The sequence below is a fragment of the Streptomyces sp. NBC_01485 genome, from assembly GCF_036227125.1.
Classification (GTDB): Bacteria; Actinomycetota; Actinomycetes; order Streptomycetales; family Streptomycetaceae; genus Streptomyces.
Map to the genome: position 1 here is coordinate 8,344,491 of NZ_CP109435.1, position 22,844 is coordinate 8,367,334.

A 22,844-nucleotide genomic window follows, 5' to 3' on the forward strand; every position below is an offset into this window, starting at 1 on the left:
TCTCCTAAGTCGTCGCTCAAGTCTTCGCTGGGGTCAGGCCGTCGGGCTGATGACGAAGTTGCTGAAGCCGCCGTTGCGCTCGGCGATCCCGCCGATGGCGTCGTTGACCTGCTCCAGCGGGTACACGTGGTGCTCCAGCGGGCTCAGGTCCAGCAGGCCCGCCTCCGCCAGGTCGGCCATGGCCTGCCCCTCGCCGGAGGTGAACCAGGCGGAGCCGATCAGCCGCAGTTGCTGGTCCATCATCCGGTGGATGTCGATCGGCAGATCACCGGCGACGGCGCCGATGTTGACGGCGATGCCGCCGCGCGCCATCGCCCGCATACCGGCCCGGAAGGTCTCGTGCGGGGCGCCCGGACCGAGGGCGTCGATGTAGATGTCGGCGCCGTAGCCGCCGGTCTCCTCGTGGATCCACTCGTCGAGCGGGCCGTCGTCCAGGGAGTGCAGCCGCAGCCGGCCGCCCGCCAGCTTGCCGACCTGCTCCAGGAGGCCCCTGTCGCGGCCCGTGCCGTAGACGTGGGTCAGGCCGAGGGCGGGCGCGAGGAGCGCGGCGCCGATGCCGAGGGTGCCGCTGATGCCGTTGATCAGGACCCTCTTGCCCGGGCCCGCCCCGGCCTTGCGCAGCGCCGAGTACATCGTGCCGAGGTAGCCGAAGCGGGCGGCGGCCTCGAAGGACAGCGAGTCCGGCAGCTTCACCAGGCTGTACGCCGGGGCGATCGTGTACTCGGCGAGGCCGCCCTGGTAGCGGTCGAGCAGGTTCAGCGCGGTCGGGGAGAAGCCGAAGTAGCCGGCGAAGGCGTAACTGGCGCAGTTGATCGAGTCGTTGTCGCGGCACGAGCGACAGGAACCGCAGGAGCGGCCCGGGTTGACGTACACCCGGTCGCCGACCTCGAAGCCCTCGACGCCCTCGCCGACCTCCTCGACGACCCCGGCCGGGTCCAGGCCGAAGATCGCCGGCAGGGTGGGCAGCGGGCTGTGCGGGAACCAGGTGGTCCACATGTTCAGGATGTTGGCGAGGTTCGGGACGATGTTGACGGCGTGGACGGCCACGCGGACATCACCACGGCCGGGCTCGGGAACGGGCAGTTCCTCGAGCTTCATCGGCTCTCCGACGTGGTGCATCCGCGCGGCTCGCATGGTCGCACTCATGGCGTCTCCTCAGGGAGGGGAGGGAGAGACGGCGCCGACAGGGGGCGCGGTCTCGGGGGGAGATGTGGGGGTGCCGACGCCGGGTTCGCGTCGTCCTCGAGCGGTGAGGCGGGTGTGGCGGGTGTGGCTGTGTGGGGGGTGTGCGGTCAGTCGTCGAGCAGCGTCGTCAGCCGGGCGCGCTGCAGTTTTCCGGTGGCCCCGCGCGGCAGCGCGGGCACGACGCACAGTCGCCGGGGCCACTTGTGCCGGGCGAGCCGGCCGTCGAGGTGACCGCGGACGTCGTCCAGGGTCGGGCTGCCGGCGTCGGTGACGAGGAAGGCGGTCACGACCTCGCCCCAGACCGGGTCCGGAGCCCCCGACACCGCGATCTCGACCACGCCGGGGAAGTCGGCGAGGGCGTTCTCGACCTCGGCGGGGTCGACGTTCTCGCCGCCGGTGATGATGGTCTCCTTGAGCCGGCCGACGACCGTGAGGCGGCCCTCGTCGTCGAACCGTCCCCGGTCACCGCTGTGGAACCAGCCCTCGGCGTCGGTCGCGGGCACCGGCCCGGCGGCGGTCCAGTACACGGATGCCACCGAGGGCCCGCGCACCCAGATCTCACCGGGCAGGTCGACCGGCGCGGGAACGCCGGTCACGTCCACGACCGTCATCTCGACCCCGGGGACGGGGGAGCCCGTCGAGGTCGCCGGTTCGTCGGGCGCGGAGTACGTGACCCCCGCGCTGGTCTCGGTCAGCCCGTAGGAGTTGACCACGCCGATCCCGCGGGCCCGGAACTGCTCGCGGGTGGCGGTCTGGGCCGGTGATCCGCCCGACAGGATCCATCGCAGGGTGTCCAGGTCGCCGCCGGTGAAGCGCGGGTGACGGGCCAGCAGGGCGGACATGGCGGGGACGGCGAAGGCGCAGGTCACCCGGTGGTCGCGGACCAGATCGGCGAACAGGTCCGGGTCGAACCGCGGAGCCAGGACGACCGTCCCGCGCCGCGCCCAGGTGCACTGCGGCAGCCCGCCCAGGACGGCGACGTGCGCCAGCGGGGTGGCGACCAGCGCGGTGTCGTCCGCGCCGAAGGGCAACCCGGCCAGGCCGCCCGCCATGCTCCGGTCCAGGTTGTCGTGGGTGAGCGCGACGCCCTTGGGACGGCCGGAGGTCCCGGACGTGAACGCGATCACCGCGACGTCCGAGCCGGCCGGCGGATCGCAGACCGGCGCCTCGGGACCCTCGTCCTCGGGATGCAGGTCCGCCCAGGTCAGCCGCAGGCCCGTGCCCGCCGGGAACCCCTCGTCGGCGACCACGGCCGTCGGGGTGGTCTCCTCGCACACGACGGCGAGTTCGCCGCCCGTCACCTGCGGGTGCAGCGGGACGAGGACGGCGCCCATGCGCGTCACCGCGAACAGCGTGATCAGCGCCTCGGGCCGGGCCGCGCCCTGCATCACCACCCGGTCGCCGCCGCGCACCCCGAACTTGTCGAGCCGGGCGACCGTGCGGCGGACCGCGAGGTCCAGCTCGCCGTAGGTCCAGGAGCGGTCCTCGAAGACGAGGGCGAGCCGGGAGCCCGCCTCCGCCGCGCTGGCCACGAGGTGAGCGCCGAACCAGGAAGCGGCGGTCATGCCCGCACCTCCGCGGCCCGTCTGGCGCGCGCGAGCCCGCCCAGCGTGGTGTCCGTCAGTTCGTCGGCCAGGACCGGTGTCTCCCGCTCCAGCAACCGACGGGCGGCCAGGTGCTCGGCGGGCCAGTCGAGCGTCTCGACGGCTGCCAGCCGGCCGCCCCGGAAGGCATACGCGGCCAGTCGTCCCGGGGTGTCGCCCGCGACCAGCCGGACGTCGTCGGAGGGCGCCCGCAGCCCGGCTATCTGCAGCTTGACGGCGCCCTGGTCGCTCCAGAACCACGGCAGGTTCGCGTACGGGGCGGGGGGCTGCCCGGCGAGGCGCCGGCCGACCAGGGCTCCCTGGTCGGTGGCGTTCTGTACGGACTCCAGCCGGACCAGGCCCGGCGCGTGCGGGTGGGGGTGGCGGGCGCAGTCGCCGACGGCGGAGACCCGCGGGTCGCTGACCGAGCGGAGCTGCTCGTCGACCAGCACACCGTCGTCGACGGCGAGGCCGGCGTCGCGCGCCAGCTCGTCCCGGGGGACGGCGCCGATGCCGTACACGACCAGGTCGGCGGGGAGGGTCCCGGCCGACGTCACGACCTGCCGGACCCGGTCGGTGCCCTCGATGGCCTGCACGGCCGTCCCGGTGTGGACGTGGACCCCGGACTCCTCGTGCCGCCGGCGGAGGTGTTCCGCGAGCTGCGGGGAGACGGCCCGGCTCAGCAGCCGGTCGGCGAGTTCGACGACGGTCACCCGTGCGCCGCGCGCCCGGGCCACCTGGGCGAGTTCCAGCCCGATGAAGCCGCCGCCGATGACGACCACGTCCTGGGCCGTCGTCAGGGCCCGGCCGACGGCCAGGGCGTCGTCGAGCGAGCGCACGGCGTGCACGCCGGCCAGATCGGCGCCGGGGACGGGCAGCGGCCGGTTGCGGGCGCCGGTCGCCAGCACCAGGTGGGCGTAGGGCACGCTCAGCCCGGCGCGGCTGCGGACCGTGCGGTCGGCGGTGTCCAGGGCGACCACGTCGTCACCGAGCCGCAGCTCGATGTCGCGCTCGCCGTAGAAGGACTCCGGGACCAGCGACACCCGCAGCTCGTCCGGCTCGGTGTGCGCCTTCTTGGACAACGGCGGCCGCTGGTACGGCAGATGGGGCTCGTCGGCGAACACGGTGACCGGGCCGTCGTAGCCGCCGGCGCGCAGCGTCGAGACGACGCTGAAGCCGGCCTGCCCGCCGCCGACCACCACGACTCCCGCCACGCCGGGTCTGTCCGCGCTCATACCTGCTCCTCGGGCACGTGGACCAGCATCGGGTCGAGGGCGTCGGAGAGCTGGACCTGGCAGCTCAGCCGGCTGGTGGGCCGGCGTTCGGCGGCGGTGAAGTCGAGCATCTCGTCCTCGACGTCGTTCGGCCCGCCCGCCAGCTCGGACTGGGCGGCGTCGAGATAGACGTGGCAGGTGGCGCAGGAGGCGTTGCCCCCGCACTCGGCGACGATGCCTGCGACGCCGTTCGAGACGGCCGCCTGCATGAGCACGGTCCCCGACGCGGCCGTGACCTTGCGTTCGGTCCCGTCGGGCAACTGGAAGATGACGGTGGGCATGAAGTCCTCCGGAAGGGGACGGCTCAGGCTGCTTGCCAGGTGACGTTCAGAGAGGTCGGCCCGCGGAACACCCAGCCCTCCATGGGGCTCTCCGTGCCTTCTTCGAGGCGGAGTCCCTTGAGGCGGCTGAAGACCAGGGGCCAGGCGATCGCGCTGACCTCGTGGCGCGCGACCCACGCGCCCATGCAGAAGTGCGGTCCGCCGCCGAAGGCGAGATGCGGACGGTTCGGCCGGTCGAGGTCGAACTCGTCGGCCCGCTCGAACACCGACTCGTCGCGGTTGCCCGAGGCGATGACGAGGGCGACGCGGCTGCCGGCCGGGAGGGTCAGCCCGGCGATCTCGTGGTCCTGGGTGAGCTGGCGCGGGTACATGCCGATCGGCGACACCCAGCGGGCGGTCTCCTCGAACACCCGCTTCCAGGACGCGGCCGGATCGGCGAGGACCCGGTCCAGTACCGCCGGGCGGTTCAGCAGGGCCCAGGCGCCCACGCCGAAGACGTCACGCGGCTCGTTGACGCCTCCGCCGATGATGACCTTGACGTTGTTCTGGATCTCGGTGAGGTCCACCGGCTCGGCCGCGTGGACCATGGAGGAGATCACCGAGCCGTCGGGCTCGCGCCGCGCGGCCTCCGCCGCCTCGGCGACCGCGTCGTCGATGGCACGGGTGGCCCGTTCGGCGCGCAGCCAGATGTCGGGGTCGTCGGCGTAGTTGCTGTTGCCGGCCATCATGGCCCGCGACCAGTCGGCGATGTCCTCGGCGCCCGCCTGGTGCAGGCCCAGGACGAGGGCCAGGTTGGCGGCGGCGAGCGGCTCGGCGAAGTCGGCTATCAGGTCGGCCTCGCCGCGGCCGGCGATCCGGTCGAGCAGGTCGTGCGCCGTACGCTCGAAGGCGCCTGCCCACAGGTCACGGACCTGGCGCGGCCGGGTCGGCGGCTCGGCCGCGGACCGCAGCCGCCGGTGGTTCGGGTCGTCCTCGCGGAGCATGTTCGGGCCGACCGTGCGCAGCAGCAGCGAGCCCTCCTCGCGTGAGCTGAACACCTCGGGCAGCTTCTCCGCGTGGACGATGTCCTCGTACCGGGTGAGCAGGTGCCGGCCGACCGAGGGGACCCAGGCGAGCGGGGCGTCGGCGCGCAGCTCGGCGTAGGCGGGGTAGGGGTCGTGGCGGAGGTCGGCGAGATCGAGATCGACGACGGGCGCTCCGGGCGCCGCCGTCGTCACCGCGCTCACGGCGTTCACGCCGTGCCGCCCGCGCCGATCAGGACGAAGAAGACGGTGGCGGGCTCGGTGCCGTTGTTGCGCCAGGCGTGCCGGGTGCCGTTCTGCACGACCAGGTCGCCGGGCGTCAGCAGGGCCGTCTCGCCGCCGTCGAGGTCGAGGACGATCTCGCCGCTGAGGACGACGGCGTAGTCGACGGTGGGCGTGGTGTGCATGCCGGGGTTGTCGAGCTCGAAGAGCTCGGCCAGGCCCGGGGTGCCCGCGAGCTGCTCGGCGCCCGCGGCCACCGGGTCCCAGTCCGGGTCGGCGAAGACACTGGCCGGCGGGAAGGTGACGGTCAGGGCTATCGTCTCGCCCGGGGCGGGTACGTAGGACTCCAGCGCCCGGGTCGGGTCGGCCGACGCGACGGCCGGGGACGCCGTGTTCCACACCAGGGAGCGGGCGAAGCCGGGGGTGTGGGTGTACTGGAGGGTGACCGGCGGCTCGCCGTCACTCACGATCACGGGCTTGCCGCTCTGGCCGACACCGGTGACAACACGACGGACCATGATTCTCTCCCTTGAGAAACCAGCCTGCTGTTAGATGCTTGACGGTAAGGGTTCTAACTGTTTTCGAGGGGCGCGTGACGACGGCTCCGAGTGTGGTCGGTGGGCCGGTTCCCGGGCCCGTTCACTCCGCGGGCGGGGTCTCCTGGTTGACCAGCGTACGCAGCAGATGGACCAGTTCACTGAGTTGGTCGTCACGTAGGACGCCCGTCCAGGCGTGCTCGCGCTTCGTCTGGGCCGCGATGGCCAGCCGTAGCGTCTCGCGGCCCTCCGGTGTGAGTTCGACCACCAGTTGCCGGCGGTCGGTCTCGACCCGCTCGCGGGTGACGAGGCCGCGGCCCTCCAGCGTCGCGAGGGCGCTGGAGATGCTGGCCCGGGTGGATCCGGAGACCCGGCCGATGTCCTGCTGGCCGAGTGGACCGTACACCCACAGGGCGTTGAGGATCCGGAAGCCCGCCCAGGTCAGGCCCAGCGGCCGGTGGACGTGCTTCTCGAAGTCCTTGGTCAGCCGGGCTTCGAGGCGGGTGAGGTCGGTGACCATCTCGATCGCGTCGAGACTGCGGGGATCGGTCGTGCCCAGCTCACGGTGCTGGTGGCGCAGCAGCTCCGAGAACTCCCGGGTCCGTCGCGCGCCTGCGGTCTCCGGTTCACGCACGGTGTCCGTCACGATCTCCCACCCTTCCCTCTCCGGCCTCGCCGGTGTCAGCCGCCGACGACCGGATTGACCATAGTGCCCACACCTGTCACCTCGGTCCGCAGGACCTTACCCTCGGTGAGGTACAGGCGCGGGGTGCGGCGGACCCCGCAGCCGGCCGGGGTGCCGGTGAAGATCAGGTCGCCGGGCTCGAACGTCACCCGCTTCGACAGCCAGGCGATCAGCTCGGGCACGCTGAAGATCAGGTCCGAGGTGCGGCCCCGCTGCACCTCGAGGTCGTCGACCCAGCCGGCCACCTCGATGTCGTCGGGGTCGGCGAACTCGTCGAGCGTCACCAGGTACGGGCCGATCGGGCTGAAGGTGTCGTACGACTTCGGCAGCGTGAACTGGTTGATCGGCTTGCGCCACTGTTCCCTGCGGTCGCTGACGTCCTGACCCGCGGTGACACCGGCCACGTGGGACCAGGCGTCGGCCTCGGAGATGTTCTTGCCCTCCTTGCCGATGACGACCACGAGCTCGGCCTCGAAGTCGACCTTGTCGTACTGCGCCTCGACCACGATCGCGTCGTACGGGCCGACCACCGACGAGGCGAACTTGGCGAACACCGACGGTTCGTCCGGCACGGGGAGGCCTGACTCCTCGGCGTGCGCACGGTAGTTCAGGGCGACGCCGATGGCCTTGTACGGCTTGGCGACACGGCCCAGGTCGGCCGGTGCGAACGGCTTCCAGTCCGCCTCCGCGGCCTGCTCGGCGAGGGCGCGCAGCTCGTCGTGGAGGGCGAGGTCGGAGAGCACCTCCAAGCGGGGCTCGATCGCTCCCTTGCTGGCGTCCGCGATGTCGAGGGCGCGGTCGTCCCGGACGACCACGGGGCGTCCGGCGAGGTTGGCGAGCTTCATGCGGCTTCTTCCTTACTGCTGGTCCATGGCCGGTCTGCTGGTCTACGGCTGGTCGAGGACCGGTCTACGGCCGGTCGACGGGCTGGGGGAGGGGCAGGGCGAGGTCGCCCTCCACCTGGACGCCCAGGGTGTTGATGACGGTGGCGATGGTGAGGTACTGGCCGACGGTGTAGAGGACGTCGATGACCTGCTCGACGCTCAGGTGGTCGGTCAGCCGGCCCCACAGCTCGTCGTCCACGCCCTGGCGGTCCAGGAGCGAGTCGGTGGCGGTGAGCAGCACCTGGTCGAGCTCGTCCAGCCCGGCCCAGTCGCCGTTCACGGCGGCCAGGATCGTGTCGTCGGTGAGTCCGGCGCGGCGGGCGATCCGTACGTGCTGGTCCCACTCGTACGCGGCCTGCGCACGGGCCGCGATCCTGAGGATCATCAGCTCCCGGGACGGCAGCGGCAGGGTGTTCTTCCCCAGGACGTGGTTGCCGAAGACGACGAAACGGCGCAGCGCGTCCTCGTGGTGCGCCAGGGTCGCCCAGATCGTGTAGATCCGGCCGTCCTGATCGCGGTAGGGCGCCAGTGACGCCAGTGTCTTCTCGTGCAGCTCGCTCTCGTCGCGTGGCAGCACGCGGGCCTTCTCTGGCACTTCTGCCGGCATCGGAGACCTCCTCGGCTCGATGGCGTCAACGTATTCGTATGAGTCTTGACCGTCAAGGGTCTAACAAATATCGTCCTCGTCATGACGATCCAGAGCCTTGGGTATGTGGGCATCGGTGCGCCCGACCCGACAGCATGGGCGGAGTACGCCCGCAACGTGATAGGCCTCGCGGTCGAGCCCGGGGACTCCGAGGGCCCCGTGCGCTACCGGCTGCGGATGGACCAGCACCCCTTCCGCATGTGGCTGACCGAGGCGCCGACAGGCGGTGTGACGGTCATCGGGTGGGAGGTCCGTGACCCGGCGGCGATCGACGAGACGACGGTGCGCCTCAAAGAGGCCGGCGTCGACGTGTCGGTCGGCACCGACGAGGAGTGCCAGGACCGGCAGGTGGCCCGGATGGTGCACTTCACCGGCCCGCTCGGCATCCGCACCGAGCTGTTCTGCGGCCGCCGGCTGGCCTCCAGCCAGTTCGTGTCACCGCTCGGCGTCGACTTCGTGACCGGGGAGCAGGGGCTCGGGCACGTGGTGATGAAGACACCGCACGTGCAGGAGGCGGTGGACTTCTACTGCGACGTCCTGGGGTTCCGGCTCAGCGACACCGCCGACTACCCCTGGGGCACCTTCCACTTCCTCGGCTGCAACCCGCGCCACCACAGCATCGCCTTCATCCGCTCGTTCAAGAACGAGGGCACCCACCACATCCTGTGCGAGGTGACCAGCCCGGACGAGGTCGGCCGCGCCCTCGACCGCACGCGTGAGCACGACGTGAAACTCATGGCCACGCTCGGCAAGCACGCCAACGACGGGATGTTCTCCTTCTACATGACCTCGCCGGCCGGATTCGGCATCGAGATCGGCGCGGGCGGCGTGCAGGTCGACGAGAGCACCTGGGTCAGCCGGGTCTACACCGCCGACATCTGGGGCCACCACCCGGCCGACTGACGGCCACGGCCCGCCCTCCCGTCACTTCCGCGTCCTCCGACGAAAGCAGCCGCACCCATGCTCCAGAGTTATCTGCAGGACACCTGGGTCACTCCCACGGCCACCGCCGACGACACGGCGGCCGACGTACGCGACGCGGTCACCGGAGAGTTCGTCTGCCGGGTCTCCTCCGCGGGCCTCGACCTGGCTGGGGCGTTCGACCACGCCCGCCGCGTCGGCGGCCCCGCGCTGCGCGCCCTGACGTTCCACCAGCGCGCCGACCTCCTGGACACCGTCGCCGCGGCCGTCCGCGCCCGCCGCGAGGAGCTCTACACCCTCTCCGCCCGCGCCGGCGCCACCCTGAACGACGCCCGCTACGACGTCGACGGCGGCATCCGCGTCCTGCGCGACTACGCCGCCCGCGCACGGGCCGAACTCCCCGACGCGCCGCACCTGGTGGAGGGCCCCGCCGAACGTCTCGCCCGGGGCGAGGACTTCCTGGGCGCCCACCTGGTCACGCCCTCCCCGGGCCTGATGCTCCAGGTGAACGCATTCAACTTCCCCGTGTGGGCGCCCCTGGAGAAGCTGGCGCAGGCCGTGCTCGCGGGCATGCCGAGCGTGGTGAAGGCGGCCACCCCGACCTCGTACCTCACCGAGCACCTGGTCCGGATCGTCGCCGCGGCCGGTGTCCTGCCGCCCGGGGCGCTGCAACTCGTCGTCGGCTCGGTGCGGCCCGCGCTCGGTCTGCTCGGCGAACAGGACGTCCTGTCCTTCACCGGCTCCGCCGCCACCGCCGAGACCCTGCGCACGCATCCGAACGTGGTGGCCCGCTCGGTCCGCTTCAACGCGGAGGCGGACTCCGTCAACTCGATCGTGCTCGCCCCGGACGTCACCCCCGGCACCCCGCTCTTCGACGCGTTCGTGCGCGAGGTGGTGACCGAGATGACGGTCAAGGCGGGCCAGAAGTGCACCGCGATCCGCCGGGTCCTCGTCCCCGGCGCCCACGAGTCCGCCGCCCTCGACGCGATCTCCGCCGGGCTGGCCGGCGTCGTCATCGGCGACCCCGCCGCCGAGGGCGTCACGATGGGCGCGGTCGTCAGCCTCGCGCAGCGCGACGACGTCCGCCGGGCCGTGCGCAGGATCGCCGAGTCGGGCCGCTTCGTGCACGGCGACCCGGAGAAGGTGCGCGTCCTGGACGCCGACCCCGAGCGGGGCGCCTTCCTCGACACCCTCCTCGTCTCCGCCGACCCGGACGCCGCCGCACCCCACGAGGTCGAGCCGTTCGGCCCGGCGGCGACCGTCCTGGCGTACCGCGACACCGGGCACGGCGCGGACCTGGTGGCCCGGGGACGCGGCAGCCTCGTCGCCTCGGTCGTCAGCGACGACCTCGCCTGGACGACCGCCTTCGTGCGGGAGGCGGCACCATGGCACGGCCGCCTCCACCTCCTGGACTCGGCGAACATGGCGCAGACCACGGGCCACGGCTCACCCCTGCCGGCGCTCCGCCACGGCGGCCCCGGACGGGCCGGCGGAGGATCGGAGATGGCCGGAACCAGGGGAGTCCTGGACCTCATGCAGCGGACCGCGGTGCAGGGATCGCGCCGGATGCTGGACTCACTGGGCGGCGCGTAGCGGCACCGGAGGACGAGAGGAACAGGCGGAGGCCGCCCCGTGGGATCTGGGATCACGGGGCGGCCTCTCCATGTACACCTCACCCCCCAGGTGATACGCCACGACCAGCCGGGCGTGCGCACAGGCGCTGCCGACGGAGAAGGGACGTGGGATGAGCGAGGCTTCGGACACCGCTCTGCTGCTCGTACGGGTCGTACTCGGCGTGGTCATGGTGGTCCACGGCTGGAACCACTGGCGCGGCGGCGGAGGCATCACCGGCACGGCGGGCTGGTTCGGCGGCCTCGGCCTCACCCGCCCACGCCTCCAGGCCTGGCTGAGCGTCCTCACCGAACTGGGCGCCGGGACCCTGCTGTTGGCCGGCTTCCTCACGTCCCTGGCCTGCGCGGCGGTGCTGTCCGTGATGCTGGTGGCCGGACTGCTCGCCCACCGGCGCAACGGGTTCTTCGTCTTCAAGGAGGGCTACGAGTACGTCCTCGTCCTGGGCGTCCTCGCGGTGGCGCTGGGAGCGTGGGGGCCGGGGAAGTACGCGATCGACGAGGCCGCGGACATCAGCGTGACCGGATGGGCGGGTGCGGGAGTGGTGCTCGGGGTGGGGGGCATGGCTACGGCTGGGTTGTTGGCGGTGTTCTGGCGGCCGCAGAAGGCTGGTTGAGGAGCAGGGGTGCCGACTCAGGTTCACTGCAGCCCGGACTGCTGGGCGGGGGAGGTGTCGGCGCCGGTGATCCTGGAGTCGTTGTGCGCGAACCCGTTGATGCTGATGCGCAGGTGGGGAGCGATTTCCCATCCCTCCAGGTTCACCAGTGTCTTGCCGCCCGGCACTGACCAGAGCGTGAGTTCGAGCAGGGCGGGAAACGCCGACAACAACTCCGAGAGGACGACGCGCTGCGGAGCGTCGTCGAGGAGGAGGAACAAGTGGGTCACTCCGGGATGTACGGGAGTCGGCGGCAGCACGTAGTCGGAATGTGATGCCAGGAGCAGGTGGGTGAGGGCGGGGAGGGCGGCGAGCGTACGCATCCCCGCCTCGACCTGACCGTAGAGGGCCAGGTGGCTCAGGCTTGTCCAGTCGGCCGTGTGCTCGGCCCAGTCGGCGGGCAGGCCGACGAGGGACAGTTCTTGCAGATGGGGAAGTGCGGGCAGGGTGACGCGCACCTTGCCGATGTACTCGGACCAGTAGAAATCGGAGGAGTTGAGGCGTCCGTTGAACAGCGCTCTGACGGGGGAGGAAGGGCTTCCGAGGTTCAGGCTGGACAGACTCCGCACGCTGTGCAGTGGAGCGAGCGACACCTTGCCCCAGAGCATGCCCCTGTCGAGATGCAGAGAATCGACGGTGTGCTCGTTCGCGAAGACGGCGATTTCCGCCGACGGAAGGCGGTTGGTCACTCTGAGTCTGCTGACGTGACCGATGCCCCGCCCTTGGGTGAGCTGTTCGCCCTGGGAGATCGGCAGGACGCTGACGTCCAGACCGGCGAGCATCTCGTCGGCGAACTCCTGGCCGGGAAAGTCCGTCCAGGCATTGGCGAGATTGCGGGACAAAGCTGTGCGCCGATCAGCCGGGATGGTCGCGAGGAAACGCAGGGCTTCGGGGCCGCCGATCCGCCTGGCCAGCAGGATGAGGTCGTAGGACGCGAGGGGTTCTTTCCAGGTGAAGCCTCGTTGCAGCTCCGCCAGCAGATCGGGCCCCACGGCCGCGAACTCGTCCAAGGACGCCTGTACGGAGAGGACGTCGCCCCGAAAGGACTTGGCAACCCCCGAGACCAGCACCCGCCGGTCCTCCTCGGACATCTGCACCGCATACGGAATGCACGCGGCGGCAGCCATCCGCATGCGTTTCTTCTGCTTCCGGTTGGTCACCAACCGCAGCTTCTTGCGGAACTGTGAGACGAATTCATGGGTGTCGGCCAGACTGCACTGGCTCATGGCGAAGCGCAGGATGTCGTCCCAGCTCTCGTCCCCGGCGTGGCCGGCCAGTTGGCCGAAGGCGCGCTGGGCGACCATGTCGGTGGCCGCGAGGTAGTCCTGGAAGGTGCGGTGGCTGAAGCGCAGGGTGTCCTCGCTCGGCGCGACGAGCAGCCCGCTCCGCTCGTGCAGGGCCTTGCGGATCTCCTCGGGAGTGTGGGTACCGGCTTCGTGGCCGAGGCTGCGCAGCCGCTCCCGGACCTTGTCGTCGAAGCGGTCCAGGGTGATCTCCCGTTCGCCCTCGGTCGTCAGGTATCCGGCCACCCAGGACAGGATCGCGCGGCGCTGGTCCACGTCCACTTCGGGCAGCGGGTCCGGGACCTTGCGATCCGCGTCGCGCAGGCCGAGCATCATGTCGACGGTCTTGGCGTACAACTCCTGCCGGAAACGCGGCAGTCGGGCGCCGTGCACCTCGTGGAGCTTGCACAGGACGGCGCACAACAACGGGGTGGCGGCGAGCGTCGAGAGATCGTGGGACTCGTCGATGCGGCTGATCAGTTTGGTCTCGAGCTCGGTCAGCCGGGTGATGCGGCGCTCACGCTCCTCGTCGTCGAGGTGGGGGGCCGCGACGCCGAGGATGGCCGCGGCATGCCACTTGTGGATGAGCTCAGCGCGCTGCTCCTTGTTGAGCTCAAGGAGTTTGAGCTCGACGAAGCCGAGTTTCGGCGGCGGGCTCCAGCGCAGGAGTGCCTCGGGCCGCCCGGTGACGATCACGGGCAGGTCATGGAAGTCCCTCAGCAGTCTGCTGACCCAGGCCAGAACTCCGTCGCGATGGGACTCCAGCACCTCGTCCAGTCCGTCCACGAGGAGGAGCGCCCGGTTCTGCTCCAGGACGCGGCGGATCCACCCGTCCGGGAGCGGGGCGGCGGTGGCCATCCGGTTGAACCGGAGGAACTCCTCGGGTGCGGGCGGAACGCCGTCCCGCCCCTCCTCCTGCTTCCACCGGGGCGCGTACATGTCGCGCAGGCGGATGAGGAAGGGCACCCGGTGGTTGAACGGCTCCAGAGGGCCCTTGCAGGAGTTGCGTGCCATGGAGACGGTCAGCCATTCGAGCAGGGTGGACTTGCCCGCCCCCGGATCGCCGCGCAGCAGAAGACGGGGGTTCTTCGGAATCAGCTGCTCCACCGGCCTCGACTGGTCGATGGACGACAGCCCCAGGGTGGTCAGACCGGCGTCGAGGCTGACGTAGGCGTGCTCGATGCCGATGTCGTCGTCGAGGTGCCCGTGCCTGCCCAGGCCGAACAGCTCGATGTGCCCGTAGCGGCGGATCACGTCCTTGCGGTACGCGTCCAGGAACGCGGCATCCCTGGCGTCCGCCTCGGTGAGCGGGTCCGGCACCCGGAACACGGCGTCGGCCAGCGGCGAGGCCTCGAAGAAGGCGCCGATCGGAGCGGCCTCCAGCCGGGAGTGGTTCCAGCCGGCCGAGTCACGGACGATGACGCCCACCAGCCAGCGGCCCGCGTGGAAGACCGGCGCTCCCGACATGCCGCTCCACGGCTTGGCGCCCTCCGGTGGATGACTCTCCACCTCAAGGGAGAGGTAGCCGTGGCGGTCGGCGGTGTTCGGCGCGATCCGGAAGGCCGCCTCCAGCGGAGCGGCACCACGGGCAGGCCTCGTCATGACCCCCGGCAGGCCGAGGGCCGAGCAGTCGCCGAACCGGGTGTCGGGCGCCAGATCGGCCATCGGCACGGGAGACAGGTCGCCGGGTTCGGCGAGATCCTCGGCAAGGTGCAGGAACGCGACATCGCTCTTGACGCCCACCACCTCGGCCGGACTGCTCCCGAGCGTCGACAGGCGGCACACGCGCAACTCGCCCGGCGGCACGTCTGAGACGACATGCCCGGCCGTCAGGACCAGGCGCGGGTTGAGGAGGTAGCCGCTGCCGCGCACCTGGTCACCGGATGTGGTGACGGCGACCAGGTGGGCCCGGCTCGGATGCCGAGGAGCGTTCACGGAACGAGACGGTGACCGGCGTCGGTGTTGCGGATCTCGGGGCTCTCACCCGTCGAGGCGAGGATCGGGGTGAGGTTGAGCGTCACCCGGTGGGTCTGTGCGTTCGACCACCTGCCCTCGGCGCCCGCGGTGACGACCCATGCCTTCACCCCGCCCTGGACGGTGCGGTCCTTGGTCAGCGCCACGGTGAACTCCAGTTGGATCGGACCGACCTGGAAGCGGATATCGGAGCCGGGGTCCGTGGCGGCGGCCTCGGTGATCTGGGTGCGCAGGGCCTGGACGGCCGAGACCAGGTCGATCGAGAGGGCCGCGTCGTCGTCGGGCGGGTTAGCCATGGTGGGTCAACTCCCTTGATGCTCAAGCGGCATGAAGTTCAGCGCTGCCCGACATCATGCTGCACGGCACCCCCTCTGAGCAGGAGGATCCGACATTTCCCGGCACGCCCTGCACCTGGCACACCCCGGCACCCGGTGCCCACCCGCTACTCACCGAGTGCCTGCCCGGTACCCGCCCGGTACCCACCTGGTGGACGCCCCCTTGACGGGCGCTGCGGGCGGATCGACACTCGATCCGGGAATCCTAGTGAACAGGTAGGGAAGCAATGGGGCGCCAAGAGCCGGTCACCAGCCGAGTGAGCCGTACGGCGTGGTCGTCGCCCCTTCTCACCTCCCGCCGTCACATCGACCTGCAGCGCGTCTGCAGCGCGATCCCCCTGGGCTGAGCTCAGGCCCGTTCCCGCGCCGCCCCCCGGCACCGCATGGTCCGGCACCGCACAGTCCGGCGCGCGCGGACGAGTGCCACGCCCCCGCCCTGCCCCGCCCCGCCCGACGTCGCAACCGCCGCGCGCACGTCCTCAGCGCGCCCGCCCCCGGGGAGAGACATGTCCGTCACACCACTGGCCGCCGCCCACCCGTCTGCCCGGCCCGCCCCCGCCTTCCGGGGCCGGATCGGCCGGGACACGCGCAGCGGCCACTACGCCGTGCCCCGCCGTTACCGCCTCCACCTGGCCGCGGCCGACCCCGACTGTCTGCGCATCGCCGTCACCCACAGCCTCCTCGGCCTGGACGGTGCCTGCCCGGTCACCTTCCTGCCGGCCGTCCCGGACTGTCCCGACGGCGGCCACTCCGCGCTGCGCCCGCTCTACGACGCCAGCGCGCACCGCTACACCGGACCGGCCCTCGCGCCCGTGCTCAGCGACGACTGGTCGGGGCGCATCGTCAGCAGCCACGGCCCCGACATCGCCCGTGACCTGGCCGAGCACAGCGAGATGGGGGTCCCCCCGGCCGAAGGCTGGGGGAGTTTCGGCGGCGGCCGGGCCACGCTGTACCCGTGCGGCGCCGAGTCGCAGATCGAGGCCGTCGAGCGGATGTGCGCGCAGGGCATCGAGGAGGCCGCACAGCGCGCCGGGGCGGCCGAAGTGGGCGAGGTGGAACGTGCCGCCGCGCTCGACACGCTGCTCACCACGCTCGGTGTGCTGGAGCGCGGGCTCGGCGTCCATCAGTATCTGATCAGCGATCAGATCACCGCCGCCGACGTCGAGTTGTGGGTCACACTGGTCCAACTCGACACCGTGCACCGCAATCACCTCGACGCGACCGCCGTGCACCGCATCGCCGACCACCCCGCCCTGTGGGCCTACGCCCGGCGGCTGGCCGCCCACCCCGCCTTCGGCGTCCACGTCGACCTGGACGCCATCGCCCGCCGCCACCACGCCCGTTGCCAGGGCCTGGAGGCCGCCGGCGCGGCTGTCCAGATCCTGGACTGGGCGACCCACGCGGCGGACGGCACCGAGGCCCGACCGCAGGTCAACGCGCCCGGCCTGCGGTCGGACAACTCCTGACCGACCGTCACCAGGGCAGGAGGGGGCCGGTCCCCGCGACCGGGAACATCCGAGCGGGCCGGGCCGTTGTGACTGGTGACGAGAGGCATGAGGCGAGGCGCGACAGCGCGCCCAGAAGGAGAGGATCGATCCGCGACCTGGCCATCGAGGCCGGCAACCGCCAGAACTTCGTCGGCACCCCGGCGACCGTCGCCCGGACGATCAACGACTACGTGCAGTCCGACGCCGCCGACGGCTTCAACCTCGTCCCGCACATCACCCCGAGCGGCCTCGACGAGTTCGCCGACAAGGTCGTCCCCCTCCTCCAGGAACAGGGCGTCTTCCGCACCGAGTACGAGGGCACCACGCTCCGCGAGCACCTCGGCCTCACCCACCCCGACGCCCCCAGGACCCAGCGGGCGGCATCCTGAAACAGTGACGAGTACGGCCAGGGGTGCGGTGTGGCCGGGGACACGTCTCCCTCCCCCGAGGTGACGTGTCCCCGGCGCTTCCCCCGGCGCCGGACTGCGGTCTCTACCCGGCCGTACGGCTCACCAGCACATGACGGCCGTCTCGCCCGAACCCCAGCCGGAGTACAGGCGGACGCGGACGAAGTAGCGGCGGCCCCGGACGAGCCGGGCACGGATCGTGGCGTTGTGCGCAGTGCCCCCGTCGTCGTACCCCGCGAAAAAGCGGGGCTCGCCGTCCCGCTCCTCGAAGACCACGACCACCGAGTCGCTCTCCCCGAAGGCGGCGAACGTGTACGCGCGGGTCTCACGCGGCTCGATGGTGAAGTCGGCCTGCTCACCCGGCCCCAGCGACAGCGGCACCGAACGGAACGGCAGCAGCGCGGGCGGTCGCGGCGCGTCGAGCGGCGGGTACCAGCCGAGCACGAACTCCTTGTCCAGCGGCGACAGCGAGCCGGGCGGATGCACACCGCCGCGGAACTGCTCCGGCTCGAGGACCAGCCCCGCCGAGAAGGGGTACTCCATCACGGACTGCGGATCCCACACCGACCCGTTCACCTCGGCCGGGTCCAGCTTGCGCAGGATGTTGAAGTAGGTCCGGTCCCGGCTCCAGTGGTTGGGCGGGCCCGCCAGATCGGCGTACACGGCCTCGTCGTCCCAGTGCAGGCCGGCGAACGGGCTCTGGTGCTCGTGCTGCATGCCGAGCGCGTGCCCGATCCCGTGCAGGGCCGTCGCGCGCTCCCCGGGCGCGGTCAGGTCCCAGCCGAAGTTCATGGTGCGCTCGTTGAGACCGGCCGACAGCGCGTCCCGGCCCACCGCCGACCAGGAGCCGTCACCCGACTGGAAGCCGATGCGCAGCTCCGCCTCGCAGCGGTCGGCGACCTCGGCGAAGGACACCCCGATGCCCAGCTCCCGCCACTCGCGGAAAGAGTCGCGCACGACGTCCCGCTGGTCCTCGCCGCCGACCCACGACACCCGCCGGGTCCCCCCGGAACCCGGCAGCGCGATGACCGATCCGGCGCCCTCGCCGTCGAAGAAGCAGTAGTGCAGCACGGTGCCGTTGACCCACATCCGCCGCCCGCTCATCAGCGCGCCCAGCCGCTCGGCGGCCAGCCCCGGGGCGAACACGGGGGCCGACTGCTGGGCGAGCGAGCAGTAACGGGCGGTCATGGGCTCCAGGGTGCCGCGCGCAGCCGTCCGGGGGCCTGAGTCGGGGGCTACTCAAGTCGCCGTGTATCAGGCGTGAGTATGCCGACTCCCATAGACGTGACGACCTACGCACCCCAAGCCGGGACCTTGCAACCCCTGCGACCGCCATGGCCGTTCACCGGCCGGGACGAGGAACTGGAGCTGGTCCGCCGCTCCTTGGCGGGCGGCCGGCCGGGCATCGTCCTCACGGGACCGGCGGGCTGCGGCCGCACCCGCCTCGCCCTGGAGGCGGTCCGCGGAACGGACTGCGCACGGGCGGCCGGCACCCCCGAGACCCGCGGCATGCCCTTCGCCGCTTTCGCCCACCTGCTCCCCGAGAACGTCACCCTGCACCGCGCCGTCCAACTCCTCTCCTCCGTACGGCTGTTGCTGGTCGACGACGCGCACCTGCTGGACGACGCCTCCGCCGCCCTGCTCCACCAACTGGCCGTCCAGGGCCGCACCCGGCTGCTCGTCCTCGTCACGGACGGAGCCCCCGCGCCCGGCGCCGTCTCCCGCCTGTGGACCGGCGAACTGCTGCCCCGCCTCGCCCTGGAACCCCTGCCCCACGAGGAGTCCCGCCACCTCCTCACGGCCGGCGCCGGCGGCCCCGTGGAGCCCCTCACCGTCAACCGGATGCTCCGGCTGTGCCGGGGCGACCTGCGCCTCCTGCGCGACCTGCTGGACGCGCTGCGCGAGCGGGACCTGCTCACCCGGGGCGCGGACACCGACGCGTGGACCTGGCGCGGCCGGGTTCCGGTGACCCCGGCCCTGCGGGAACGCGCCGCCGCCGTCCTCGCCCGCGCCTGCCCCGACGAACGCGAGACCCTCGACCGCCTCGCCTTCGCCGAACCCCTGCCGTTGCCGGCGGACGCCCTGGACCTGCGGATCCTCGAACACCTGGAGGCGGACGGCCTTCTCGACGTCACCGACGACGACCACGACACGACCGTCCGCCTGGCCCACCCCCTGCACGGCCCGGTGCTGCGCGCCGCGGCCGGCCGGCTGCGCGCGAGGCGGCTCACCGGCCGACGGCGGCCCACCGCACCCGCCCTCGACACCGAGGCGGCCGAGCTGACCCGCCGCATCGAGCGGGCCGACGTCCGCACGACGCCCACGCCCGTGGGGGAGTGGCTCGTCGCGGAGGGGGAACCGGTACCGCCGTGGTACGCCGCCGTCCGCGCACGGTTCTCACGGCTGCGGGGAGAGCTGCGCGAGGCGGCGGCCTGGGCGCGGGAAGGCCTGGCCGAGGCCCCGCACGACCACGCCTGCCGTACCGAACTGGCCCTGGCCGCCGCCCAGTCGGGGGAGACCGGCGCCCTGCTCGAACCCCTCGCAGACCACCCCGGCACAGCCGCCTGGCCACCCGCCGCCCGCGGAGACCTCGACACGGCCCTGAAGACACTCGGCACCACCGATACCTGCGACACCACCGATACAGGCGGCGCCGCCTACGACGCCGTACGCCTCGGCGCTCCCGAGCGTGCCGTGCGGCTGCTCCCGGCCGACGGTGTCTTCGCCCGTCACGCCCGGGCGCTCGCGCGGGGCGACGGACCCGCCCTGGACCTGGTGGCCGCCGAGTTGGAGGAGCGCGGCTTCCTCCTCTTCGCGGCCGAGGCGCACGCGCAGGCCGCATCGGCCCATCGCGACCCCAGCGCGGCCCGCACCGCCCGCACCCGTGCCGTCGCCCTGGCCCGGCGCTGCCAGGGCGCCCGCACCCCGGCCCTGTCCGGCCTGGTCCTCGGCGAACTCACCGCCCGTCAGCGGCAGATCGTCACCCTCGCCGCGGCCGGACTCAGCAACCGGCAGATCGCCGAACGCCTCACCCTGTCCGTCCGTACCGTCGGCAACCACCTCTACGGCGCCTACACCCGCCTCGGCGCCGGCGACCGCGGGGCCCTGCCGTGGCTGGTGGAGCAGCCGGCCTGAACCCAACCGGCCCGGGGCGTCTCAGGCCGCGCCGAACGCCGTGAACGCCCACCCCGTCGCCTGGTGCACCGCGTCACCCGGCAGCGCGGCCCGCGCGTCCCGCAGCGCCTCCGCCAGGGACAGCCCGGCGCTGATGCCCTTGTGCAGGGCCAGCATCAGCGGGACGACCGCCGCGTCGTTGACGGGCGCGCTGCTCGCCACCACGCCCGCCGTGCCCAGCGGCAGCAACGCCGTGACCAGGCCCAGGAGTTCGTCCGCGCCGACCGAGGCGAGCCGGGCGGTGTCGCAACTGGAGAGGATGATCCGGTACGGACTGCGGGCGAGCCGCTCGAAGTCGTGGACGATCAGCGGACCGTCCGCCATCTGCAACGACGAGAACATCGGGCTGTCGCCGCGGAACGTCCCGTGCGCGGCGATGTGCGCCAGCGCCGCCCCGTCCAACTCCTTGAGCACGCGCGGCACATGGGCGTCGGCCTGCTCCAGGACGATCGGTGTGCCGTACCGCCCGGCGACCTCCGGCACCTCCGCCCCGCCGGTCGCGAGCCCCGGTCCCCGTACCAGGACCTGCCGGCCGCCCGGGGGCGGCTCGGTCTCCCGCGCCCGCAGCCAGCCGCTCGCCGACGGCGACACGCTCACCACCCGCTCCCGCAGCGACGGCAGCAGCGCCCACGGCACCCGGTGCAGCCGGGCCGGCGGCACCACCACGAGCGGCCCCGGCCGCAGTTGCTTCGCCGCCTCGCCCAACAGCAGCTCCTCCAGCCGCCGTCCGGCCGCCTCCACCACCGGCAGCCGGCCCTCCGCCCCGGGGTGGGCCAGCCGCCGCAGCCCGGCCTGGACATGCTCGGCCTCCCGCTCCGCCTCGGCCAGCAGCCCGCCCGCGAACCGGCGCACCCGCCCGCCCCCGCACAGCAGCACCTGAACCCGCCCGTCCAGTACGGCGAGTTCGACCAACCGCCCTTCGCCGAGCCGCTCCAGCAGCCGGCCCGCGTCGAAGCGGTCGCCGCCGAACCGGTCGCCGCCCCAGGGCGTGACCCCGCGGATGTGCAGGGTCCGGGAGCGGATCTCCCGCTCCAGACGCCGCTGTTCACGCTCCAGCGTCGGCATCGGCTTGCCGTCCATCCGGGCGGCCTGCGCGCGGGCGGCGATCACCCGGAACGCGGTCAGCCCGCTGAGCAGCGCCGGATCGGCCGGCGGCCGGGTGGGCGGCGTCGACAGCGCCGTGGCCCGCCACCGCTCGCTCCACACCAGCAACTGCCGTGGCCCGCCCCGCTCCAGACTCACCTCCTGGGCCAGCGCGGCGAGTTCGGCGCCCTGCGCGGTCGCCCGCGCCCGCAACTCCGAGGCGCCCAGCGTCGTACGGTGGTCGTCGAGGACGTCGAGTCCGCGCCGGCAGGCCTCCAGCACGCCCCGGCCTGAACCGGCCGCCCGCGCCCACAGCGCCTGCGCCGCCCAGCCCGTCATCCGGGCCAGCGGCGGGCCGCTGCGCCGGCTGCGGGCGGCGATCCGCAGATACCGTTCGGCGTCCGTCTTCCAGTTCAGGTCCAGCGCGATCCGGCCCGCCAGCAGCCAGGCCTCCGGCGCGGCCGGCGCCTGGAACGCGGCGAGCCGCTCGGCGAGCCGGGCGGCGTCCGCGACCAGCCGGCCCGAGGCGCGCCCGGTGGCGACCCGCGCCTCGATCAGCACCAGCCGCGCGTGCGCCTCCCACCAGGTGCGCCGCTGCCCCGCGAAGAGCCGCTCGGCCACCGCCGCGCGCGCGATCGCCGTCCCCGGATCACCCGCCAGCCGCGCCGCCCGCGCGGCCGCCAGCAGCAGTTCCGCCTTGCGCGTGGACTGTCCGCCGATGCCGTCCAGCACCACGGTCGCCGCGTCCGCCTCGGCCAGCGCCTCCGGTGCGAGCCCGGCCGCCATCAGGACCTCGCAGCGCCGGATGTTGAGCATGAACGTCGGAGTGCCGAGCTTGGCGTACCGCTCCCGCGCCTCGTCGAGGAGCCGCAGCGCGGCAGGAATGTCCCCGGAGCGGAACGCGGCCAGCCCGCGGCTCTCCACCGCGTCCGCCTTGTCGTGCTCCTGACCGGTGGTGTCCCACAGCGCCTCCGCCGCCGTGAAGTCGGCCTCGGCCCGGTCCACCGCGCCGAGGGCCAGGTGCACGGTGGCGCGCAGGGTGAGGGCGCGCGCCGTCCAGATGACGTCGTCCGCCGCGCGCAGCACGGGAATCGCCCGGCGTACGTCCTCCAGCGCCTCGCGGTGATGGCCGAGCACCCAGAAGGAGTAGGCCCGCCGGAACAGCACGCGCGCGCGGGTGTGGCCCGTGCCGCGTTCGACGCCCCGCTCGAACGCCGCCAGGCCCTGCCGGGTGCGGCCCGCGTGCACCAGGGCCACGCCGAGCGTGCCGAGGACGTCCGCCTCCCGCTCGGCCGACTCCGCGCGCGCCGCGAGATCCCGGGCGCGCCGCAGATGGTCCAGGGCGAGCCGCATGTCGCCCCAGTCGCGCTGCCAGATGCCGATCACCTGGTGGGCGACCGAGGCGTGCAACGGCGTCGGCTCGGTGCCGAGCACTTCTTCCGCCCGCGACAACGCTTCGTTGGGGGCGGCGAACACCATCGGCAGCAGTTCGAGAACCGAGTCGTTTCCCGCTGTCACTCCACGGATGGTAGTGCTCCGGCCTGCCCGCCACACCGGTTCGGCGACGTATCCACCAGT

Annotated in this window: 19 protein-coding genes and 1 pseudogene; 7 read left to right on the plus strand and 13 right to left on the minus strand. The window is 72.6% G+C overall.

What is annotated here, in order from left to right; genetic code table 11:
- Positions 1–33 precede the first annotated feature (33 nt).
- The 9 genes from OG352_RS36535 to OG352_RS36575 form a co-directional block, all read right to left on the minus strand.
- Positions 34–1,146 carry an alcohol dehydrogenase catalytic domain-containing protein gene (locus tag OG352_RS36535; RefSeq protein ID WP_329222807.1) on the minus strand — a complete coding sequence of 371 codons (1,113 nt, stop codon included), beginning with the start codon at positions 1,144–1,146 and terminating at the stop codon, positions 34–36.
- 146 nt (positions 1,147–1,292) lie between these two features.
- Positions 1,293–2,750 carry a class I adenylate-forming enzyme family protein gene (locus OG352_RS36540; RefSeq protein WP_329222808.1) on the minus strand — a complete coding sequence of 486 codons (1,458 nt, stop codon included), beginning with the start codon at positions 2,748–2,750 and terminating at the stop codon, positions 1,293–1,295.
- Positions 2,747–4,003: an NAD(P)/FAD-dependent oxidoreductase gene (locus OG352_RS36545; RefSeq protein ID WP_329222810.1), complete on the minus strand. Its 1,257-nt coding sequence runs from the start codon at positions 4,001–4,003 to the stop codon at positions 2,747–2,749. Before OG352_RS36545 ends, OG352_RS36540 begins: the two co-directional genes overlap by 4 nt.
- Positions 4,000–4,323: a 2Fe-2S iron-sulfur cluster-binding protein gene (locus OG352_RS36550; RefSeq protein ID WP_329222812.1), complete on the minus strand. Its 324-nt coding sequence runs from the start codon at positions 4,321–4,323 to the stop codon at positions 4,000–4,002. The genes OG352_RS36545 and OG352_RS36550 overlap by 4 nt, the downstream gene beginning before the upstream one ends.
- Positions 4,324–4,346: 23 nt before the next feature.
- The gene (locus OG352_RS36555; RefSeq protein ID WP_329222814.1) at positions 4,347–5,558 is read right to left on the minus strand and encodes a cytochrome P450; all 1,212 of its coding nucleotides are present in this window, start codon (positions 5,556–5,558) and stop codon (positions 4,347–4,349) included.
- Complete coding sequence (locus tag OG352_RS36560; protein WP_329222815.1) at positions 5,555–6,085, minus strand: cupin domain-containing protein; 531 nt, start codon at positions 6,083–6,085, stop codon at positions 5,555–5,557. The genes OG352_RS36555 and OG352_RS36560 overlap by 4 nt, the downstream gene beginning before the upstream one ends.
- Before the next feature lie 121 nt (positions 6,086–6,206).
- Positions 6,207–6,749, minus strand: a complete 543-nt coding sequence (locus OG352_RS36565; RefSeq protein ID WP_329222817.1) for a MarR family winged helix-turn-helix transcriptional regulator — start codon at positions 6,747–6,749, stop codon at positions 6,207–6,209.
- Between the two features lie 35 nt (positions 6,750–6,784).
- On the minus strand, positions 6,785–7,633 hold the full coding sequence (locus OG352_RS36570) for a fumarylacetoacetate hydrolase family protein (RefSeq protein WP_329222818.1): 849 nt from the start codon (positions 7,631–7,633) through the stop codon (positions 6,785–6,787).
- A 64-nt stretch (positions 7,634–7,697) separates the two neighbouring features.
- Positions 7,698–8,279, minus strand: coding sequence for a carboxymuconolactone decarboxylase family protein (locus OG352_RS36575; protein ID WP_329222819.1), 582 nt, complete (start codon positions 8,277–8,279; stop codon positions 7,698–7,700).
- An 81-nt stretch (positions 8,280–8,360) separates the two neighbouring features.
- Between OG352_RS36575 and OG352_RS36580 the strand changes: the two genes are divergently transcribed.
- The 3 genes from OG352_RS36580 (at position 8,361) to OG352_RS36590 (ending at position 11,484) form a co-directional block, all read left to right on the plus strand.
- Positions 8,361–9,221 carry a VOC family protein gene (locus OG352_RS36580; RefSeq protein ID WP_329222821.1) on the plus strand — a complete coding sequence of 287 codons (861 nt, stop codon included), beginning with the start codon at positions 8,361–8,363 and terminating at the stop codon, positions 9,219–9,221.
- Between the two features lie 57 nt (positions 9,222–9,278).
- Positions 9,279–10,832 carry a phenylacetic acid degradation bifunctional protein PaaZ gene (gene paaZ, locus OG352_RS36585; protein WP_329222822.1) on the plus strand — a complete coding sequence of 518 codons (1,554 nt, stop codon included), beginning with the start codon at positions 9,279–9,281 and terminating at the stop codon, positions 10,830–10,832.
- Between the two features lie 151 nt (positions 10,833–10,983).
- Positions 10,984–11,484, plus strand: a complete 501-nt coding sequence (locus tag OG352_RS36590; protein ID WP_329222824.1) for a DoxX family protein — start codon at positions 10,984–10,986, stop codon at positions 11,482–11,484.
- A gap of 23 nt (positions 11,485–11,507) precedes the next feature.
- On the opposite strand, the gene OG352_RS36595 is transcribed toward OG352_RS36590, so the two are convergent.
- On the minus strand, positions 11,508–14,741 hold the full coding sequence (locus OG352_RS36595; protein WP_329222825.1) for an NACHT domain-containing protein: 3,234 nt from the start codon (positions 14,739–14,741) through the stop codon (positions 11,508–11,510).
- The gene (locus OG352_RS36600; RefSeq protein WP_329222827.1) at positions 14,738–15,076 is read right to left on the minus strand and encodes a trypco2 family protein; all 339 of its coding nucleotides are present in this window, start codon (positions 15,074–15,076) and stop codon (positions 14,738–14,740) included. The genes OG352_RS36595 and OG352_RS36600 overlap by 4 nt, the downstream gene beginning before the upstream one ends.
- A 266-nt stretch (positions 15,077–15,342) precedes the next feature.
- Between OG352_RS36600 and OG352_RS36605 the strand changes: the two genes are divergently transcribed.
- The 3 genes and pseudogenes from OG352_RS36605 to OG352_RS36615 form a co-directional block, all read left to right on the plus strand.
- Complete coding sequence (locus tag OG352_RS36605) at positions 15,343–15,462, plus strand: putative leader peptide (RefSeq protein WP_329222829.1); 120 nt, start codon at positions 15,343–15,345, stop codon at positions 15,460–15,462.
- A 159-nt stretch (positions 15,463–15,621) separates the two neighbouring features.
- Positions 15,622–16,581: a glutathione S-transferase C-terminal domain-containing protein gene (locus OG352_RS36610; protein WP_329222831.1), complete on the plus strand. Its 960-nt coding sequence runs from the start codon at positions 15,622–15,624 to the stop codon at positions 16,579–16,581.
- A gap of 26 nt (positions 16,582–16,607) precedes the next feature.
- Positions 16,608–16,991 (plus strand): annotated as a pseudogene (locus tag OG352_RS36615) (F420-dependent methylene-tetrahydromethanopterin reductase); the annotation flags it as partial.
- Between the two features lie 120 nt (positions 16,992–17,111).
- Here OG352_RS36615 and absR1 read toward each other — a convergent pair.
- Positions 17,112–18,197 carry a beta-glucuronidase AbsR1 gene (absR1, locus tag OG352_RS36620; RefSeq protein WP_329222833.1) on the minus strand — a complete coding sequence of 362 codons (1,086 nt, stop codon included), beginning with the start codon at positions 18,195–18,197 and terminating at the stop codon, positions 17,112–17,114.
- 78 nt (positions 18,198–18,275) lie between these two features.
- On the opposite strand from absR1, the gene OG352_RS36625 reads away from it, so the two are divergent.
- Positions 18,276–20,144 carry a LuxR family transcriptional regulator AbsR2 gene (locus tag OG352_RS36625; protein ID WP_329222834.1) on the plus strand — a complete coding sequence of 623 codons (1,869 nt, stop codon included), beginning with the start codon at positions 18,276–18,278 and terminating at the stop codon, positions 20,142–20,144.
- Positions 20,145–20,165: 21 nt separating this feature from the next.
- Here the strand turns inward: OG352_RS36625 and OG352_RS36630 are convergent, their stop codons facing one another.
- Complete coding sequence (locus OG352_RS36630) at positions 20,166–22,745, minus strand: CHAT domain-containing protein (protein WP_329224101.1); 2,580 nt, start codon at positions 22,743–22,745, stop codon at positions 20,166–20,168.
- Positions 22,746–22,844: the final 99 nt, after the last annotated feature.

Coding starts and splice junctions, on each gene's coding strand:
- OG352_RS36535 (WP_329222807.1), bottom strand. CDS start 1,146: ATGAGTGCGACCATGCGAGCCGCGCGGATGCACCACGTCGGAGAGCCG.
- OG352_RS36540 (WP_329222808.1), bottom strand. CDS start 2,750: ATGACCGCCGCTTCCTGGTTCGGCGCTCACCTCGTGGCCAGCGCGGCG.
- OG352_RS36545 (WP_329222810.1), bottom strand. CDS start 4,003: ATGAGCGCGGACAGACCCGGCGTGGCGGGAGTCGTGGTGGTCGGCGGC.
- OG352_RS36550 (WP_329222812.1), bottom strand. CDS start 4,323: ATGCCCACCGTCATCTTCCAGTTGCCCGACGGGACCGAACGCAAGGTC.
- OG352_RS36560 (WP_329222815.1), bottom strand. CDS start 6,085: ATGGTCCGTCGTGTTGTCACCGGTGTCGGCCAGAGCGGCAAGCCCGTG.
- OG352_RS36570 (WP_329222818.1), bottom strand. CDS start 7,633: ATGAAGCTCGCCAACCTCGCCGGACGCCCCGTGGTCGTCCGGGACGAC.
- OG352_RS36575 (WP_329222819.1), bottom strand. CDS start 8,279: ATGCCGGCAGAAGTGCCAGAGAAGGCCCGCGTGCTGCCACGCGACGAG.
- OG352_RS36580 (WP_329222821.1), top strand. CDS start 8,361: ATGACGATCCAGAGCCTTGGGTATGTGGGCATCGGTGCGCCCGACCCG.
- paaZ (WP_329222822.1), top strand. CDS start 9,279: ATGCTCCAGAGTTATCTGCAGGACACCTGGGTCACTCCCACGGCCACC.
- OG352_RS36590 (WP_329222824.1), top strand. CDS start 10,984: ATGAGCGAGGCTTCGGACACCGCTCTGCTGCTCGTACGGGTCGTACTC.
- OG352_RS36600 (WP_329222827.1), bottom strand. CDS start 15,076: ATGGCTAACCCGCCCGACGACGACGCGGCCCTCTCGATCGACCTGGTC.
- OG352_RS36605 (WP_329222829.1), top strand. CDS start 15,343: ATGGGGCGCCAAGAGCCGGTCACCAGCCGAGTGAGCCGTACGGCGTGG.
- OG352_RS36610 (WP_329222831.1), top strand. CDS start 15,622: ATGTCCGTCACACCACTGGCCGCCGCCCACCCGTCTGCCCGGCCCGCC.
- absR1 (WP_329222833.1), bottom strand. CDS start 18,197: ATGACCGCCCGTTACTGCTCGCTCGCCCAGCAGTCGGCCCCCGTGTTC.
- OG352_RS36625 (WP_329222834.1), top strand. CDS start 18,276: ATGCCGACTCCCATAGACGTGACGACCTACGCACCCCAAGCCGGGACC.
- OG352_RS36630 (WP_329224101.1), bottom strand. CDS start 22,745: ATGGTGTTCGCCGCCCCCAACGAAGCGTTGTCGCGGGCGGAAGAAGTG.